The 16,753-nt window shown below is 47.5% G+C and carries 13 protein-coding genes; 6 read left to right on the top strand and 7 right to left on the bottom strand.

Annotation, left to right across the window (positions count from 1 at the left end; all coding sequences use genetic code 11):
* Positions 1 to 243: 243 nt before the first annotated feature.
* From KNQ11_RS14495 to dnaA, 7 genes are all read right to left on the bottom strand, one after another.
* A complete protein-coding gene (locus KNQ11_RS14495) occupies positions 244 to 1,287 on the bottom strand; it encodes an HD-GYP domain-containing protein (RefSeq protein WP_214772391.1) in 1,044 nt (347 codons plus the stop codon).
* A gap of 88 nt (positions 1,288 to 1,375) precedes the next feature.
* Positions 1,376 to 3,988: a DNA gyrase subunit A gene (gene gyrA, locus KNQ11_RS14490; RefSeq protein ID WP_023469868.1), complete on the bottom strand. Its 2,613-nt coding sequence runs from the start codon at positions 3,986 to 3,988 to the stop codon at positions 1,376 to 1,378.
* A 27-nt stretch (positions 3,989 to 4,015) separates the two neighbouring features.
* Positions 4,016 to 5,929, bottom strand: coding sequence for a DNA topoisomerase (ATP-hydrolyzing) subunit B (gyrB, locus tag KNQ11_RS14485; RefSeq protein WP_200864062.1), 1,914 nt, complete (start codon positions 5,927 to 5,929; stop codon positions 4,016 to 4,018).
* 10 nt (positions 5,930 to 5,939) lie between these two features.
* The gene (gene recF, locus KNQ11_RS14480; protein WP_023469866.1) at positions 5,940 to 7,094 is read right to left on the bottom strand and encodes a DNA replication/repair protein RecF; all 1,155 of its coding nucleotides are present in this window, start codon (positions 7,092 to 7,094) and stop codon (positions 5,940 to 5,942) included.
* Between the two features lies 1 nt (position 7,095).
* Positions 7,096 to 7,317, bottom strand: a complete 222-nt coding sequence (yaaA, locus tag KNQ11_RS14475; protein ID WP_023469865.1) for a S4 domain-containing protein YaaA — start codon at positions 7,315 to 7,317, stop codon at positions 7,096 to 7,098.
* 162 nt (positions 7,318 to 7,479) lie between these two features.
* A complete protein-coding gene (gene dnaN / locus KNQ11_RS14470; RefSeq protein WP_023469864.1) occupies positions 7,480 to 8,613 on the bottom strand; it encodes a DNA polymerase III subunit beta in 1,134 nt (377 codons plus the stop codon).
* A gap of 191 nt (positions 8,614 to 8,804) precedes the next feature.
* Positions 8,805 to 10,196: a chromosomal replication initiator protein DnaA gene (gene dnaA, locus KNQ11_RS14465; protein ID WP_023469863.1), complete on the bottom strand. Its 1,392-nt coding sequence runs from the start codon at positions 10,194 to 10,196 to the stop codon at positions 8,805 to 8,807.
* A gap of 737 nt (positions 10,197 to 10,933) precedes the next feature.
* On the opposite strand from dnaA, the gene rpmH reads away from it, so the two are divergent.
* The 6 genes from rpmH (at position 10,934) to rsmG (ending at position 16,729) form a co-directional block, all read left to right on the top strand.
* Positions 10,934 to 11,068: a 50S ribosomal protein L34 gene (gene rpmH, locus KNQ11_RS14460; protein ID WP_012371910.1), complete on the top strand. Its 135-nt coding sequence runs from the start codon at positions 10,934 to 10,936 to the stop codon at positions 11,066 to 11,068.
* A gap of 166 nt (positions 11,069 to 11,234) precedes the next feature.
* Positions 11,235 to 11,585: a ribonuclease P protein component gene (gene rnpA, locus KNQ11_RS14455; protein WP_023469862.1), complete on the top strand. Its 351-nt coding sequence runs from the start codon at positions 11,235 to 11,237 to the stop codon at positions 11,583 to 11,585.
* 104 nt (positions 11,586 to 11,689) lie between these two features.
* Positions 11,690 to 12,544 carry a membrane protein insertase YidC gene (yidC, locus tag KNQ11_RS14450; protein WP_023469861.1) on the top strand — a complete coding sequence of 285 codons (855 nt, stop codon included), beginning with the start codon at positions 11,690 to 11,692 and terminating at the stop codon, positions 12,542 to 12,544.
* A gap of 147 nt (positions 12,545 to 12,691) precedes the next feature.
* On the top strand, positions 12,692 to 14,074 hold the full coding sequence (mnmE, locus tag KNQ11_RS14445; protein ID WP_023469860.1) for a tRNA uridine-5-carboxymethylaminomethyl(34) synthesis GTPase MnmE: 1,383 nt from the start codon (positions 12,692 to 12,694) through the stop codon (positions 14,072 to 14,074).
* A 43-nt stretch (positions 14,075 to 14,117) separates the two neighbouring features.
* Positions 14,118 to 16,007 (top strand): tRNA uridine-5-carboxymethylaminomethyl(34) synthesis enzyme MnmG, encoded by a 1,890-nt coding sequence (mnmG, locus tag KNQ11_RS14440; protein ID WP_174316735.1) that lies wholly within the window; start codon positions 14,118 to 14,120, stop codon positions 16,005 to 16,007.
* A 5-nt stretch (positions 16,008 to 16,012) separates the two neighbouring features.
* Positions 16,013 to 16,729, top strand: a complete 717-nt coding sequence (gene rsmG, locus KNQ11_RS14435; RefSeq protein WP_023469858.1) for a 16S rRNA (guanine(527)-N(7))-methyltransferase RsmG — start codon at positions 16,013 to 16,015, stop codon at positions 16,727 to 16,729.
* Positions 16,730 to 16,753: the final 24 nt, after the last annotated feature.

Genomic DNA, 16,753 nt, shown 5'->3' with positions numbered 1-16,753 from the left:
TTTCAAAGTTCGTCCGCGCCTGTTTTGGCGACTCAATTAGAATACCAAGTCTGAAACAAGAAGTCAACAACTTTTTTGAAATTGTTTTTCTCGTTTGTTTCAAGCGCTTGTCGTTGTTAAGGACATGTAATAATATATCATGCGTTTTATTATTGTGCAACACTTATTTTAAAATTGTTTTTAAAATCATGAACAAGCCTCTTGAACCTTGCGATTCCGGCTCAAGAGGCTGTTTATTCCCTATTAATCCATCAACTGAATAATACTATGTTGTCGTTCTTCCATTAAATCAATGATCGTCATCCGTCCTTGTTCTTCATAAGAAATGACAGGTCGATCAAAGACTGGATTCTTTCGCGTGATGGTTGCAATCTTTCCGTTACTCATCAGCACGCGATCACCGACTTCTATTGGTAGAAGTAATTGTCCGAGCAACAATACATACTTTGAGCAATATTGCATCGGTCTTGCTTTCAAATGACGATAGGCATCAAACGGCGTATAAGCTTCCCGATACGGACGCCAACTCGTCATTGCAGCAAAGACGTCTGCTACGATGAACAATCGTGTGTGATCTGCGATCTTATCTCCTTTTACCTTTAAAGGGTAACCTGTTCCATCTAACCGTTCATGATGTTGAACAATTAAACGATTTACTGTATCAGAGATGATCGTCTCCTTTTGCAAGGCTTGATACGCCATAGCCGGGTGACGTTGAAAAATTTCTTGTTGCATTGCTTCATATCGTTTCGTGTGACGCCATTCCATGATTCGCGCTAGTCCATAGTCTGCAAAATAGGATGCGGTCCACAACTCATGAATCATTTTCCGTTCTTTTCCGACTGCTTCCGCCAGCATTTGCGCAATTGCCCCTCGATAAATGGCATGTCGCACTGTATAAGCTTCCGTTCCCCGCTCTAGGAAGAATGGTAAGACATCTTGTCTCGTAATCCGTTCTGGAACGGACTGTTTGACCCAACTCAAGGCTTCGTATACATTCGGCTTCATTCCTTGTTCCCATGACATGAAGACTTTATTGTAAAAGCGAATAAATTCTTCAAAGGGATGTTCCACATGGGCTTCAACTGTTTCAATCTGTACTTGTTCATCTTTACCGAAATCAGGTCGATCTTCAATGACGACTTCTTTGATTAAGAAACGCTGGATTCGTCGTAACTCATCGGTCCCTATTTTTTTCCCTGCTTCTACGATCGGATGATCCGTATGTAAATAGATGGATTCTGTCAAACGATCCCCGATGCGTAATTGGTCACTTGCCACTCGCATATCGCTTCGTTCCTTTCTCTTCTTTCTATATATGTAGATAAAAGCAGCAGAGTAGTATCACTCTGCTGCTTCCTTGCTGACGTCTTGCTTATTCTTCCGCTTCTTCTGAAGCATCCGATTCGACTACATTCTCTTCAGACACGATATCCGTGTCTTCTTCCATTTCATCAGTCTCTTCGCGTTTCAGTTTCGCAACCGTTGCAACACGGTCACCTTCTTCAATTCGAATGACCTTCACCCCTTGGGTATTCCGGCCGACACGTGAAATGTATTGCGAGTCTGTCCGAATGACGATCCCGCTCTCTGTCATGATCATGATGTCATCGTCGACATCAACGATTCGCATGGCAACGATTTGACCGACGCGTTCTGTCACCTTACTCGCGATCAATCCTTTACCACCACGAGACTGGCTACGGAACTCGGTCATCGGTGTTCGTTTACCGAATCCTTTTTCCGTAATGACAAGAACATCTTGAGCATCACGTGCAAGTTCCATCCCGACGACGAAATCGTCTGGACGTAACGTCATCGCTTTGACACCACGAGCGCCACGTCCCATCGAGCGGACATTCGTGATTGGGAAACGAATCGCTTTCCCGCTTGTTGAAACAGCAAAGACTTCATCGTCCGTCGATGCGAGACGAACCGATGTCAACTCATCGTCTTCAAACAATCGAATCGCGATCAAACCGTTTTTGTTGATCCGTGCGTACGCAGACAACGGTGAACGTTTGACGCGTCCTTTACGTGTCATGAAGATCAATGATTTTTGCTCATCTTGAACGACTTCTTCCGTTTCAAGCGTTTCTTCCGTCTCTTCAATCTCTCCTTCAATCACCTCGACAGGTGCTTCAGTTGCTTGTTGCTCCTCGAGATAACGTTTGAAGTTGACTGGAATCATCGTCTCGACCTTTTCGTCGCGTTCGATTTGGATGAGGTTGATGATTGGTACACCTTTTGATGTCCGGCTCATCTCCGGTACTTCATATCCACGAATCCGGTAGACTTTCCCACGGTTCGTAAAGAATAGAATCGTATCATGCGTCGAACAAGACAAGAGACGCGTGACGTAATCTTCGTCGTTCGTTCCGATTCCCTGAACCCCACGTCCGCCGCGGCGTTGTGTCCGGTACGAATCCGTCGTCATCCGTTTGATGTAGCCACTGCTTGTCAACGTGATGATGATATCCTGTTCCGGAATCAAATCTTCGTCTTCGAATTCGATGTGGTCCATGCGGATTTCCGTCCGACGTTCGTCGTTGAAACGTTCTTTTAACTCCTCGAGCTCTGTCCGGATTAAATCAAGCAAGACTTCCTCACTCGCAAGGATGCGGTTCAGTTCCGCGATCAATTGCATGATTTCGTCATACTCTGCTTCAATTTTCTCCCGCTCAAGACCTGTCAGGCGTTGCAAGCGCATATCAAGAATCGCTTGTGATTGTTTCTCGGATAACGCAAAACGCTCCATCAACTGTTCACGTGCTGCGTCCGCTGTCCGGTTCCCGCGGATGATTTGAATGACTTCATCCAAATGATCGAGTGCAATCCGTAGACCAGCGAGTAAGTGTTCACGTGCTTCTGCTTTTTCGAGATCGAACTGTGTCCGACGACGCACGATTTCTTTTTGATGCTCGAGGTAATGATAAAGCATTTCCTTGAGCGTCAATGTTTTCGGACGTCCTCCAACGATCGCTAGCATGTTGACACCAAACGTCGTTTGCATCGACGTCTGCTTATACAAGTTGTTTAAGATGACGCTCGCATTTGCGTCACGACGGATTTCCATGACGATGCGCATACCGCGGCGATCTGACTCATCTCGTAAATCGGTGATACCTTCGATCTTTTTCTCGCGAACGAGATCGGCAATCTTTTCAACGAGGCGGGCTTTATTGACCTGATAAGGCAGCTCCGTCACGATGATCCGTTCCCGGTCTTTTTTCGTCTGTTCGATTTCAGCTTTCGCGCGGACGATGATTGAGCCACGTCCTGTCTCATAAGCGCGACGAATACCGCTACGACCAAGAATTTCACCAGCTGTCGGGAAATCAGGTCCCGGAATGTGCTGCATCAGTTCTTGGATCGTGATTTCTGGATCGTGAGATAATGCTAAGACACCATCGATGACTTCGCCAAGCTGATGTGGTGGAATGTTCGTTGCCATCCCGACCGCGATCCCGCTCGAACCGTTGACGAGTAAGTTCGGGAAGCGTGACGGTAAGACTTCCGGTTCGCGTTCCGAACCATCGTAGTTATCTTTGAAATCGACTGTGTTTTTGTTGATATCGCGAACGATCTCCATCGCGATTTTTGACATACGAGCTTCCGTATATCGCATCGCAGCCGCCGAGTCCCCATCGACAGACCCAAAGTTTCCGTGTCCATCGACGAGTTCGTAACGGTAGCTGAAGTCTTGCGCCATGCGGACCATCGTGTCATAGACGGCAGAATCCCCGTGCGGGTGATACTTACCGATGACTTCCCCGACGATACGGGCAGACTTTTTATGTGGTTTATCGGCACGAATACCGAGGTCGTTCATCGCATAGAGAATCCGGCGGTGTCCGGGTTTTAAGCCGTCCCGTACGTCCGGAAGAGCACGTGCGACGATGACGCTCATCGCGTAGTCCATGAAGGACGTACGCATCTCTTGACTGATATTAATATCCTTGATGATTCCGTGATTTTGTTCGGACATGCTTCTGGCCACCCTCTCTGTTCAGCGTTAAATATCCAGGTTCTTGACGTAATGTGCGTGTGATTGAATGAAGTCGCGTCGTGGTTCGACTTGATCTCCCATCAAGATATCAAAGACTTCATCTGCTTCGATTGCATCTTGAAGCTCGACACGCAACATTTGACGACCACTTGGATCCATCGTAGTTTCCCAAAGTTGCTCTGGATCCATCTCCCCAAGACCTTTGTAGCGCTGAATGTCGTACCGTGCGTTTTCAGGAAGCGCTGCAAGCGCCTCTGTCAATTCACGTTCGTTATGCACGTACGTGATGTTCTTCCCTTGTTTGATCCCGTATAGCGGTGGCTGAGCGATATAGACATACCCATGCTCGACAAGCGGACGCATGTAACGGTAGAAGAACGTCAACAAGAGTGTCCGAATGTGGGCACCATCGACATCGGCATCGGTCATGATGATGACTTTGTGATAGCGTGCTTTTTCGATATTGAACTCAGAACCGATACTTGTTCCGAGTGCCGTGATGATCGTCCGAATCTCATTGCTTCCGAGAATCTTATCGAGACGTGCTTTCTCAACGTTCAAGATTTTACCGCGAATCGGTAAGATCGCTTGGAAATGACGATCGCGTCCGGATTTTGCAGAACCACCCGCCGAGTCACCCTCAACGATGTACAATTCGGAAATCGACGCATCACGTGATGAACAGTCAGCCAGTTTACCCGGTAGTGAGCTCACTTCGAGAACACCTTTACGGCGTGTCAGTTCACGGGCGCGTTTCGCTGCCATGCGGGCGCGCGACGCCATCATCCCTTTTTCGACGATTGCGCGTGCGTTCGTCGGGTTTTCGAGCATGAACTGCTCAAATGCACCAGAGAAGAGTGAATCCGTAACCGTACGCGCGTCGGAGTTCCCGAGTTTCGTTTTCGTCTGACCTTCGAACTGTGGGTTCGGGTGTTTGACGGAAACGATCGCGGTCATTCCTTCACGCACGTCCTCACCGGATAACGTACCGTCCGCATCCTTCATCAAACCGAACTTCTTCGCATAGTCATTGATGACGCGTGTCAGAGCTGTCTTAAAGCCCGTCTCATGCGTACCACCCTCATGCGTCGGAATGTTGTTCGTGAACGAGTAGATGTTTGACGCAAATCCATCGTTGTACTGAAGCGCGACTTCGACTTCGATGCCATCCTTTGTACCGTGTACATAGACAGGTTCCGCATGAACGACTTCTTTTGAACGGTTCAAGTGCTCGACGTAGGACTTGATTCCACCTTCATAGTGGAAGCTACGTGTCATCGGCTCATCTGCACGATCGTCCGTGATGATGATCTTCAGGCCTTTGTTCAAGAAAGCAAGCTCGCGAAGGCGTGTCGCTAGCAAATCATAGTCATACTCGAGCGTCTCTTGGAAAATCTCACCGTCTGGGAAGAAACGAATCGTCGTTCCTGTCTCTTCTGATGTTCCGATGACTTCGAGATCTTGCGCTGGTACACCGCGATGATACGCTTGGTAATACAGCTTCTCGTTCCGTTTGACGAATACTTCAAGTTTCGTCGACAGGGCGTTAACAACCGAAGCCCCAACACCGTGTAGTCCACCCGATACTTTATATCCGCCGCCGCCGAACTTACCACCGGCGTGGAGGACTGTCAGGATGACCTCAACGGCAGGACGACCCATCTTCTCTTGAATGTCGACTGGAATACCGCGTCCATTATCCTCGACTAAGATCGAGTTCCCTGGTTCGATCGTCACCTTGATCGTGTCACAGTATCCTGCGAGCGCCTCATCAATCGAGTTATCGACGATCTCCCATACGAGGTGATGGAGACCCTTTGATGCCGTCGAGCCGATATACATCCCTGGACGTTTACGAACTGCTTCTAATCCTTCAAGTACTTGAATCTGATCGGCACCGTACCCTTGTTCCAATTCCATATCTTCATGATTACTCATCGGTTTTCTCACCTACTGTTTCTTTATATGATGTCTCTTCCAAATCGACCGTCCCTTGTTTCACGTGGAACAACTTCGCTTGGTTGATCGTTTCATGCGCAATCCCGTCGACGCTTGTCGTCGTCAGGATCGTCTGGACCTTTTGTTGCATCGTATCGAGCAAATGTGTTTGACGATGATCATCAAGCTCGGATAAGACATCGTCGAGCAGAAGAAGTGGATATTCCCCTACTTCCTCATGAATCAATTCGATCTCCGCAAGCTTTAACGAGAGGGCTGCTGTCCGTTGTTGTCCTTGTGAACCATACGTTTGGACGTTTCGTCCATTGACTTCCATCTCGAAGTCATCGCGATGTGGTCCAAACAACGTAACTCCTCTTCGGATTTCATTTTCTTTTATTTTACCAAACTTCCGCGTGTAGGACGCAGTCATTCCTTCGACATCGAGTAATTCGTCGCCGAATGTGTCCGAACGATAGATGAGCGCGAGTTCTTCCTGTCCACGACTGATTCCGTCATGAATCGGTCGTGCCCATTTTTCGAGCTGGGCCATGAAATGATGCCGGCGCTGAACGATTTTAACGGCTAGCGTAATCATTTGCTCCGTCAAGATATCAAGGAAGGTCTCGTCTCCTCCCTTCATGGACAGTTGTTTCAGCAATGCGTTCCGCTGCTTCAACACTTTCAGGTACTGGCTCAATTCATGCAGATAGACCGGACTGACTTGACCGATCTCCATATCGAGAAATCGCCGGCGGACTTGTGGACTGCCTTTGACGATATGCAAATCTTCCGGGGCGAATAAAACGATGTTCAGTGCCCCGACATAATCACTCAAGCGTCGTTGCTCTAGATGATTCAGCTTTGCTTTTTTCCCGCGACCCGAGATGACGATCTCTTGGACATGGGAGCCGGTCCGCTTGACGACACGTCCTTCGACGCGCGCTGTTTCTTGGTCCCAACCGATCAGTTCCTTGTCATGCGTCGTCCGGTGCGACTTCGCGAGAGCAAGAACATAGATCGCTTCCAGTAAGTTCGTCTTCCCTTGTGCATTTTCACCAATCAGGACATTCGTTTTTTCGGAGAATGACAGTTCGAGTGCGTCATAGTTGCGATAATGACTGAGTCGGACTGAATCCAGCCGCACGTTAGTTGCCCTCGTTCTTGATGATGAACTGACCGTAGTCTTCTACATCAATGATGTCTCCATCCCGTAATTTACGACCACGTCGCTGATCGACCTCGCCGTTGACTAGAATCGGTACCTCTGCTAAAAACGGTTTGGCTTGTCCTCCGCTTGAGATGATATCCGATAGCTTCAGGAACTGCCCTAATGTGACGTATTCCGTTGTAATTCTGATTTCTTGCATGGATTGACTCCTCCTACCTACATATTATAAATGACGTACTCTTTATTGTACTAAACATTGAGCGATTTAGCAAAATCCCCGAACGTATATACGGTATACGAAAAAGACGGGTCCGATGTCGAAACGATCGAACCCGTCTTATCACGTATTTCGTGTTTATACTTACGCCGTCCGGACTGGAAGAATCAGTTGCAGGACGTTATCTTGATCGACTGGGTGCAAGATGAATGGACGAATCGAACCCGTGAACTGGATTTCGATATCTGTCGCGTCAAGCGCCTTCAAGGCGTCCATCATGTACTTCGAGTTGAACGAGATTTTCAGCTCTTCTCCTTCAAGCGACAGGATGCTGACTTGCTCCGAGACTTTCCCGACTTCTGGTGAATGTGAAGAGATCTCGACCGCTGTCGTTCCTTCAGCTGCGAACTTGATGACGTTGTTACGGTCTTCACGTGCAAGCAGTGACGCGCGATCGATCGCTTGAAGCAATTCTTTCGCGTTCATGCGGACAGCTGTCCGGTACTCTTCTGGAATCAAGCGTGATGTATCCGGATAGTTTCCGTCGAGTAGACGCGAGAAGAAGAGGACGTGCTTCATCTTGAACAAGATTTGTTGGTTCGTGATCGTGATATCCACATGACCATCCCCAAGCAACTTCGATAATTCATTTAAGCTCTTCCCTGGAACGATGACGTTCTGGAACGAGATGTCCGTATCTGTCTCGAACTGAGCACGACGAAGGGCTAGACGGTGACTATCCGTTGAGACACACGTCAAGATGCCTTTGTCAGCTGAGAAGTTCACACCTGTCAGAACAGGACGTGTTTCTTGAACGGCGACAGCAAAGCTCGTTTGGCGAATCATCGAACGTAAGAGATCAGCCGGTAAACGGAAACGTTGTCCCCCATCGACTTGCGGAAGGCGTGGGAACTCATCTGGATCAAGACCGTTCAAATGGAATTCCGCTGTTCCTGACTGGATCCGTGTCATGAAGTTCGGTGAGACTTCGAGTGTGACTTCGTCTTTTGGCATCTTTTTGACGATATCGCCGAAGAAGCGGGCATTCAAGACGACACTACCAGCACGGTGAACCGTGACATAAGATGTTCCATTCTCTTCTGCATAGATCGTCCGTTCAATCGAGATTTCTGTATCGCTTCCTGTCAGCGTCATGCCATCTCCATGAGCTTCGAGTTTGATTCCTGTCAGAATCGGAATCGTCGTGCGGGATGAGACCGCCTTGGCTACATCTTGTACTGCTTGAATTAAAGCTTCGCGTTGAATGGTGATATGCATATCGTCGTTAGACTCCTCTCGAAAATAATGGGCATGCGCCCATCATAACATAATAATATATTTTTTTAATAATAGTCTTAGGGGCTGTGGATAGTGTGGATAAGTCGGTGGATAACTTGATATAAAGCCAAAAACGGTGTGGATAAGTTGTGGATAACTACCCTGCTTTATCCACATGTTTATCCACAGTTTTACGAATGCTTCAATTCATGTTTGATTTGTTCGATGACTTTCCCAGTTTCCCCGTCCGATTTGATCAACATACTGATCTTTTCATGGGCATGGATGACGGTCGTATGGTCGCGTCCCCCGAATTCTTCTCCGATTTTCGGTAAAGAGCTTTCTGTCATCTCACGCGAAAGATACATCGCGATTTGACGTGGGAAGGCAATCGATTTCGTTCGTTTCTTCGCCTTAAGATCATCAAATGGTAAGTTGAAATGTTTACTGACCGACTCCTGGATGTCACGAATCGTGACTTTACGCGGTTCAGCGACCGGCATGATGTTATGCAAGGCTTCTGCAGCGACATTTGGATCGATTGGTCGCCCGACGAGATTCGCATAGGCAATGACACGCGTCAACGCCCCTTCGAGCTCCCGAATGTTCGTATCAATTTGACTTGCGATGTAGAGCATGACTTCGTTTGAGACATCAAGTTGCTCCGCATTCGCCTTTTTCCGTAAAATCGCAATCCGTGTTTCGAGATCCGGTGGCGTGATGTCGGTGATTAATCCCCATTCGAAACGTGAACGAAGCCGATCTTCAAGCGTTGGAATCTCTTTTGGTGGTCGATCGCTCGAGATGATGATTTGTTTTTGGTCGTTATGCAGGGCATTGAATGTGTGGAAAAACTCTTCTTGCGTCTGTTCTTTGCCCGCAAGGAACTGGATGTCATCAATTAAGAGGACATCGATGTTACGGTATTTATTTCGAAACTCAACCGTTTTATTATCGCGGATGGAGTTAATGAAGTCATTCGTAAAGCGTTCAGAAGAGACATAGGCAATCCGTGTCCCGAGATTTTGATCTTGAACGTACTGTCCGATGGCATGCATCAGATGGGTTTTGCCAAGACCAACGCCACCATAGATGAAAAGCGGATTGTATGCTTTAGCAGGCGCTTCCGCAACAGCGAGTGAAGCGGCATGCGCAAAACGGTTCCCCGATCCGATGACGAATGTATCGAACGTATACTTCTCATTTAATTGTCCGAGTTCACTCATCGTCAATTCCTCTGTTGGTCTCCGCATGTTCGATGGACGCGATTTCGGAGTCGGTGTTGCCTCAACACGTTCCTCTTCTTGTCGATCGAGCATTTTCTTCGCTTGTCCCTCTTCAATGAACTGAATATCGAGTCGGCTTCCTGTTACTTCCTCAACTGTGTCTTCGAGTAAAGATAAGTACTGGCGCTCGAGCCATGTCACCGTAAATGCAGCTGGTGCTGAAACGAGTAGTGTCGTTCCATTTAGCGTGACGCCTTCTGTGGATTTCAACCACATATCATAACTAGCTTTCGGTGTTCGTTCCTCTTCCTCGATCACAGATAAGACATTATGCCAAAGTTCGGCAGCGTTTTTCATAAATACCCCCCTTTTTTTATCAAGATAGAAAATTTTTGTACACAGGCTTATACACAGACAAAGTTAATGAAGAAACTCGACTTATCCCCATAACGTAAAAACTGTGGATAACGTTATCCACAGGCAGTTGAATCTGTGTATAAAGTTATCCACAGGGTGTGTATAACTTGTTTTGTCCTGAACAATCAGGATCATGTTATGCACAATTAGTGTATCAAAAGAAATGAGCCCTGGCAATGGTTGGAATGATTTATCCACAAGTAAATTAAACCGTCCACAGGTAGTTACCCACAAGCTGTGGATAGTGTGGATAAATTGTGGATAAGAGGTGGATAACTTTTCGAAAGAGGAAGCGTTGAAAAAGAGTTATTCACAAAATACGAAAGAGGACGAAAAAAGGAATCGAAAATCGAGGATTGACGTCGATTTTAAAAAATACTATTGTAGACAAAGTGAAGAGTTATCCACGGAAAGTGTGGATAATGTGGATAAGTCTGTGGATAGGTGGATAAGTCTACAAACATCCCCTCCATGATCGATATGTATTCTATCGCGTAATAGAGTTTGCGCAGTCGAATCCTATCGCCTGTTTTCGAACCAGAAATCCCTTAAGCAGGACAAGAAATCTTCTGAACTTTCATTGACAATGCCACAATCAGTTTATATAATGTACAAGACTGCCTTAAAGTAGAAAATAACAATTGGTTATAAAGATCTTTTAAAGGAGGTGCAGACGAATGAAACCAACTTTCAACCCAAACAACCGTAAGCGTAAAAAAGTTCACGGATTCCGTGCGCGTATGGCTACGAAGAGTGGCCGCCGTATCTTGGCTGCTCGCCGTCTTAAGGGCCGCAAAGCCTTGACTGTCTAATGCATTGATGCATCCATCACTTCGGGCATGATCCGAGGTGATTTTTTTTTATGTTTTTTCGTGTGTTCGTGCTTTTGTCACATGCGCCCTATCGCGTCGCATGTTTATTCTATGATATGATGAGAGACGACGAATTTTCGTAGTGTCAGGATGGAGTGTGAATAAGGTGAAGAAGGAATACCGCGTCAAGAAAGACAAGGAGTTCCAAGCGGTGTTTACTAAAGGAGCCTCTGTCGCAAATCGGCAATTTGTCGTGTATGCCTTGAAAAAGGAGCAACAGACTCACTTTCGGGTTGGTTTATCCGTCAGTAAGAAAATCGGGAATGCCGTCGTCCGGAATCAGGTAAAACGGTATCTTCGGGAAGCATGCCAGCAGCATGAAGCCTCGATTGCCCCGAATTATGATTTGGTGATCATCGCGCGCAATCCGGCCGCGAAGATGACCGCGCAAGAAGTGGCTGACAGTCTCCGTCACGTGCTCAAACGTTCCGGTGTCTGGATGCGATCAAAAAAATGAATCGTAGCAATGCATCCTGTTGATTTGTACGGCGCTCCCTTTCCTTGCCTTACTATAGAAGAAGATGGCGTTCGACAAAGCGTAAACAATTTCTAGGAGGAATTATGAACAAGAGAACTAAGATTTGGTTAACTCTCGGACTCATGTCCGTGCTCGCGATCGTATTATCCGGCTGTACACCTAGTTCGTATGGTACTGGTGAACCGATCACAGCAGACACAGAAGGTTTTTGGAAACATTACTTCGTTTGGCCGATGGCGTGGTTGATTCGTGAGATTTCACAGTTCTTTAGCGGTGATTACGGTATCGGAATCATCATTACGACACTTCTCGTTCGTCTTGTCATCCTTCCATTGATGATTAAACAAACGAAGAGTATGGGTGGAATGCAAGTCATTCAACCAGAAATGATGAAGCTTCGTGAGAAATACAGCTCAAAAGACCAAGAGACACAACAGAAATTGCAACAGGAAATGATGAAGCTCTATCAAGAGCACAACGTCAATCCACTTGCAGGCTGTTTACCGATCTTGATCCAAATGCCGATTTTGATCGCGTTCTACAATGCCATCATTTATACACCAGCTATTTTCCAACACACGTTCCTCTGGTTCGACCTTGGGAAACCGGATCCATTCTTCATCTTGCCGATCATGTCTGCGGTACTAACATATCTGCAACAAAAGATCTCGATGGCAGGTCAAGAAGACAACCCACAAATGAAAATCATGCTTTACGTCTTCCCAATCATGATCTTCATCATGGGTGTTACACTCCCATCTGCCCTTTCGCTTTACTGGGTCGTCGGTTACATCTTCTCGATCATCGTCACGATCGTCATCATGAAACCAATGCGTGAAAAGATTAAGTTGCAGACGGAAGCGACAATGGCTGCTAAACGTGAAAAAGAAGCAGCACAAGCAGCTCCGGCTCCTAAAAAATCGAAAAAGAAACGCTAATACGTGAAGAGCGACGCTTTGTTTTGACAGAGTGTCGCTCTTTTTCTTTTGCGTCATTTCGTGTATAGTTGTTTCGTTATACCCATTGCAACGATTAAGGATTAAATACTCATAAAAAGACAGAAGAAAAACGAGGTGGAAGAACGGATGATGGAATTTGATACGATTGCCGCGATTTCGACGCCGATGGGAGAAGGGGCGATTGCGATCGTGCGCTTATCAGGTCCTGATGCAGTCGCTGTAGCCGACCGTGTTTACAAAGGGAGCAACCGCTTGACGGAAGTACCAACCCATACGATTCATTACGGGAAATTGGTCGACCATGAGGCGGACCGTGTCGTCGATGAAGTAATGGTGAGTGTCATGCGCGCACCAAAGACGTTTACACGTGAAGATGTCATCGAATTGAATTGTCATGGAGGAGTCGTCGCGGTCAATCGTGTCCTCGAACTCATCCTCGCCCAACCGGAAGTCCGGCTGGCGGAACCTGGTGAATTTACGAAACGTGCGTTCTTGAACGGACGCATCGATTTATCACAAGCGGAAGCCGTCATGGATCTGATCCGGGCGAAGACGGACCGAGCGATGCATGTCGCCGTCAGTCAGATTGAAGGACGTCTCTCAAAACTCGTCCAAGACTTACGTCAACAATTGTTACAGACGATTGCTGCGATCGAAGTCAACATCGATTACCCGGAATACGATGCAGAAGAGATGACGCAACAGATCGTCGAACGTGATGCTGGTGCTGTCCGCGCGATTTTAGCAGAGTTATTAACAACGGCACGCCAAGGAAAAATCTTGCGCGAAGGGTTATCCACAGCGATCATCGGTCGACCAAACGTCGGAAAGTCGTCTTTGCTCAACACATTGGTGCAAGAAGCAAAGGCCATCGTCACGGATATCGCGGGAACGACACGCGATACGATCGAGGAGTACGTCAATGTTCGCGGTGTACCGTTGAAGTTGATTGATACGGCAGGGATTCGCGAGACGGAAGATATCGTCGAACGGATGGGTGTTGAAAAGTCGCGTCAGGCTTTGAAGACGGCCGATTTAATCTTACTCGTCCTAAACGGGAATGATGTTCTGACGGATGAGGACGTCTTGCTGTTTGAAGCAATCAAAGGAATGAACGCGATCATCATCGTCAACAAGAGTGACTTGGCGCAACAGATTGACTTAGCGCGTGTCACGGAGCTTGCTGATGGTCGACCAATCGTCACGACATCCTTGCTCGAAGAAGCAGGCGTCAACGATCTCGAAGCAGCGATTGCGAGTCTGTTCTTTGAACAGGGTGTCGAAAGTCAGGATATGACGTACGTCTCAAATGCGCGTCACATCCAGCTCATCAAACGAGCGAGTCAAATGATTGAAGATGCTCTCGGTGCAGCAGAAGCAGCGATGCCAATCGACATGGTACAGATCGATTTACGACGAGCGTGGGATACGCTTGGCGAAATCAATGGTGATACAGCACAGGATAGTTTATTGGATCAGTTGTTTTCGCAGTTCTGTCTCGGGAAATAATTCGAGACGACTGCGTGTGGAATAAGAAGGAGGAACCAGTACTATGGCTTATCAAGCAGGTGAATTCGACGTCATCGTCGTCGGAGCCGGACATGCCGGCATCGAAGCCTCTCTTGCTGCGGCACGAATGGGCTCGAAAACGGTCATGTTGACAATGAATCCCGATATGGTCGGATTCATGTATTGCAACCCGTCGATCGGTGGTCCTGCAAAAGGAATCGTCGTCCGGGAAATCGATGCGCTCGGTGGCGAAATGGCACGCGCGATCGATGCAACGTATATTCAAATGAAAATGTTAAACACATCAAAAGGTCCTGCCGTGCGAGCACTACGGGCACAGGCGGATAAATTCGAATACCAAAACCGAATGAAAAAAGCGCTCGAGGATGAGCCGAATCTGCTCTTACGTCAAGCGCTCGTCGAACGGTTATTGATTAACGACGAAGGACGTTGCGTCGGTGTCGTCACGAATACAGGGGCGGAGTACCGGGCGAAAGCGGTCATCATCACGACAGGAACGTTCATGCGCGGAAAAATCATCATCGGTGAATTGTCGTACGAGAGTGGTCCGAACAATCAGATGCCATCGATCAATCTATCGAAACATCTTGAAGAACTCGGATTTGAGCTCGCACGTTTCAAGACAGGTACACCACCGCGAATCGACGGGAAAACGATCGATTACTCGAAGACGGAGATTCAACCAGGCGACGAAGTAGCACTTCCATTTAGTCATGAAACGACTCAGATGATCACGGAACAGATCCCATGCTGGTTGACGTATACGACGGAGTATACGCATCAGTTGATCGATGCGAACCTGCACCGCTCACCAATGTTCTCTGGGATGATCAAAGGAACAGGTCCACGTTATTGCCCATCGATCGAAGATAAGGTCGTCCGGTTCAACGATAAACCGCGTCACCAAATCTTCCTTGAGCCAGAAGGTCGCGATACGGAAGAAGTCTACGTGCAAGGATTATCGACAAGTTTACCGGAAGACGTTCAACACGATATTCTCCGCTCGATTCCTGGGCTTGAGAATTCAGAAATGATGCGTCCTGGTTATGCGATTGAGTACGATGCCGTTGTTCCAACACAACTATGGCCAACGCTCGAGACAAAACGTGTTCCTGGTTTATTCACAGCGGGTCAAATCAACGGAACAAGTGGTTATGAGGAAGCGGCAGGACAAGGGATCATGGCAGGGATCAATGCCGGACTACAAGTCCAAGGCAAAGAACCACTTATCTTGTCACGTTCACAAGGCTATATCGGTGTCATGATCGATGATCTCGTTACGAAAGGTACGAACGAACCGTACCGCCTCTTGACGTCACGTGCCGAGTATCGGTTGTTGCTCCGTCATGATAATGCGGATCTTCGTCTATCGGAAATCGGACATGAACTCGGATTGATCTCGGAAGAGCGCCAAGCGAAGTTGCTCGATAAACAAGAACAAATCCGTCTTGAGATGAAACGTCTTGAGAAGGTCGTCATCAAAGCGACAGCGGACGTGAATGCACAGCTAGAAGCAATTGGTGCATCACCACTCAAGGAAGCTCTGCATGCGATCACGTTGCTGAAACGCCCGGAAATCACGTATGCGATGATCGCGCAGATGACACCACCAGAAACACCACTGTCTGCAGAAGCAGCAGAACAAGTCGAAATCCAAGTCAAATATGCCGGCTACATCGATAAACAACTCGATCAAGTCGAAAAAATGATGCGGATGGAGCAAAAACGGATTCCGGATCGTCTCGATTACGATGCGATCAGTGGATTAGCGATTGAAGCGAAACAAAAACTAAACCAAGTGCGTCCGCTCTCGATCGGACAAGCATCCCGGATCTCAGGGGTAAACCCGTCTGATATCTCGATCCTGCTTGTCTACATCGAGCAAGGCCAATACGCATTGACTGCGGAGTGAACGAGATGAACCAACAGCAATTCGTAACAGCATTGGCAGCACAGGGACTTGAGGTCTCAGAACATCAGTTGCATCAATTCAAACGGTATTATGAACTGCTCGTCGAGTGGAATGAAAAGATGAACCTGACGGCGATCACGGACGAAGAAGATGTCTATCTCAAGCACTTCTATGATTCGATCACAGCAGCATTCTATTTCGATTTCACGACGGTCACGACGGTGTGTGATGTCGGAGCGGGCGCTGGTTTCCCAAGTCTGCCGATCAAGATCATGTTCCCACATCTCCAAGTGACGATCGTCGATTCACTGAACAAACGAATCGGCTTCCTGAATCATTTGGCGACGGAACTCGGACTCGAAGGTGTCGCGTTCCATCATGGACGCGCTGAGGAGTTCGGTAAAAACAAACAGTTCCGCGAACGGTTCGACGTCGTGACAGCACGTGCGGTTGCTCGGATGTCCGTTCTAGCAGAATATTGCTTACCACTTGCGAAAGTCGGGGGTCAATTCGTTGCCTTGAAGGCAGCGAAAGTCAGTGAAGAGCTCGAGGATGGTGCGATTGCCTTAAAAGTACTCGGTGGGAATTTACGGGAAAGTTTCCAGTTCCAATTGCCAGGCGAGGAAAGTGAGCGTAATATCGTTATTGTAGATAAAAAACGAACAACACCCGGGAAATATCCGCGTAAAGCGGGTACGCCTGCAAAAGATCCATTAAGCTAAACACCGTTTCACGTGAAACGATGA

The sequence above is a fragment of the Exiguobacterium sp. s39 genome, from assembly GCF_018618925.1.
Classification (GTDB): Bacteria; Bacillota; Bacilli; order Exiguobacteriales; family Exiguobacteriaceae; genus Exiguobacterium_A; species Exiguobacterium_A abrahamii.
The sequence above is the reverse complement of the archived record's forward strand: the minus strand, read 5'-3'. Positions and strand labels throughout refer to the sequence as shown.

Coding starts and splice junctions, on each gene's coding strand:
- KNQ11_RS14495 (WP_214772391.1), bottom strand. CDS start 1,287: ATGCGAGTGGCAAGTGACCAATTACGCATCGGGGATCGTTTGACAGAA.
- gyrA (WP_023469868.1), bottom strand. CDS start 3,988: ATGTCCGAACAAAATCACGGAATCATCAAGGATATTAATATCAGTCAA.
- gyrB (WP_200864062.1), bottom strand. CDS start 5,929: ATGGAATTGGAACAAGGGTACGGTGCCGATCAGATTCAAGTACTTGAA.
- yaaA (WP_023469865.1), bottom strand. CDS start 7,317: ATGCAAGAAATCAGAATTACAACGGAATACGTCACATTAGGGCAGTTC.
- dnaN (WP_023469864.1), bottom strand. CDS start 8,613: ATGCATATCACCATTCAACGCGAAGCTTTAATTCAAGCAGTACAAGAT.
- dnaA (WP_023469863.1), bottom strand. CDS start 10,196: ATGAAAAACGCTGCCGAACTTTGGCATAATGTCTTATCTGTGATCGAG.
- rpmH (WP_012371910.1), top strand. CDS start 10,934: ATGAAACCAACTTTCAACCCAAACAACCGTAAGCGTAAAAAAGTTCAC.
- yidC (WP_023469861.1), top strand. CDS start 11,690: ATGAACAAGAGAACTAAGATTTGGTTAACTCTCGGACTCATGTCCGTG.
- mnmE (WP_023469860.1), top strand. CDS start 12,692: ATGATGGAATTTGATACGATTGCCGCGATTTCGACGCCGATGGGAGAA.
- mnmG (WP_174316735.1), top strand. CDS start 14,118: ATGGCTTATCAAGCAGGTGAATTCGACGTCATCGTCGTCGGAGCCGGA.
- rsmG (WP_023469858.1), top strand. CDS start 16,013: ATGAACCAACAGCAATTCGTAACAGCATTGGCAGCACAGGGACTTGAG.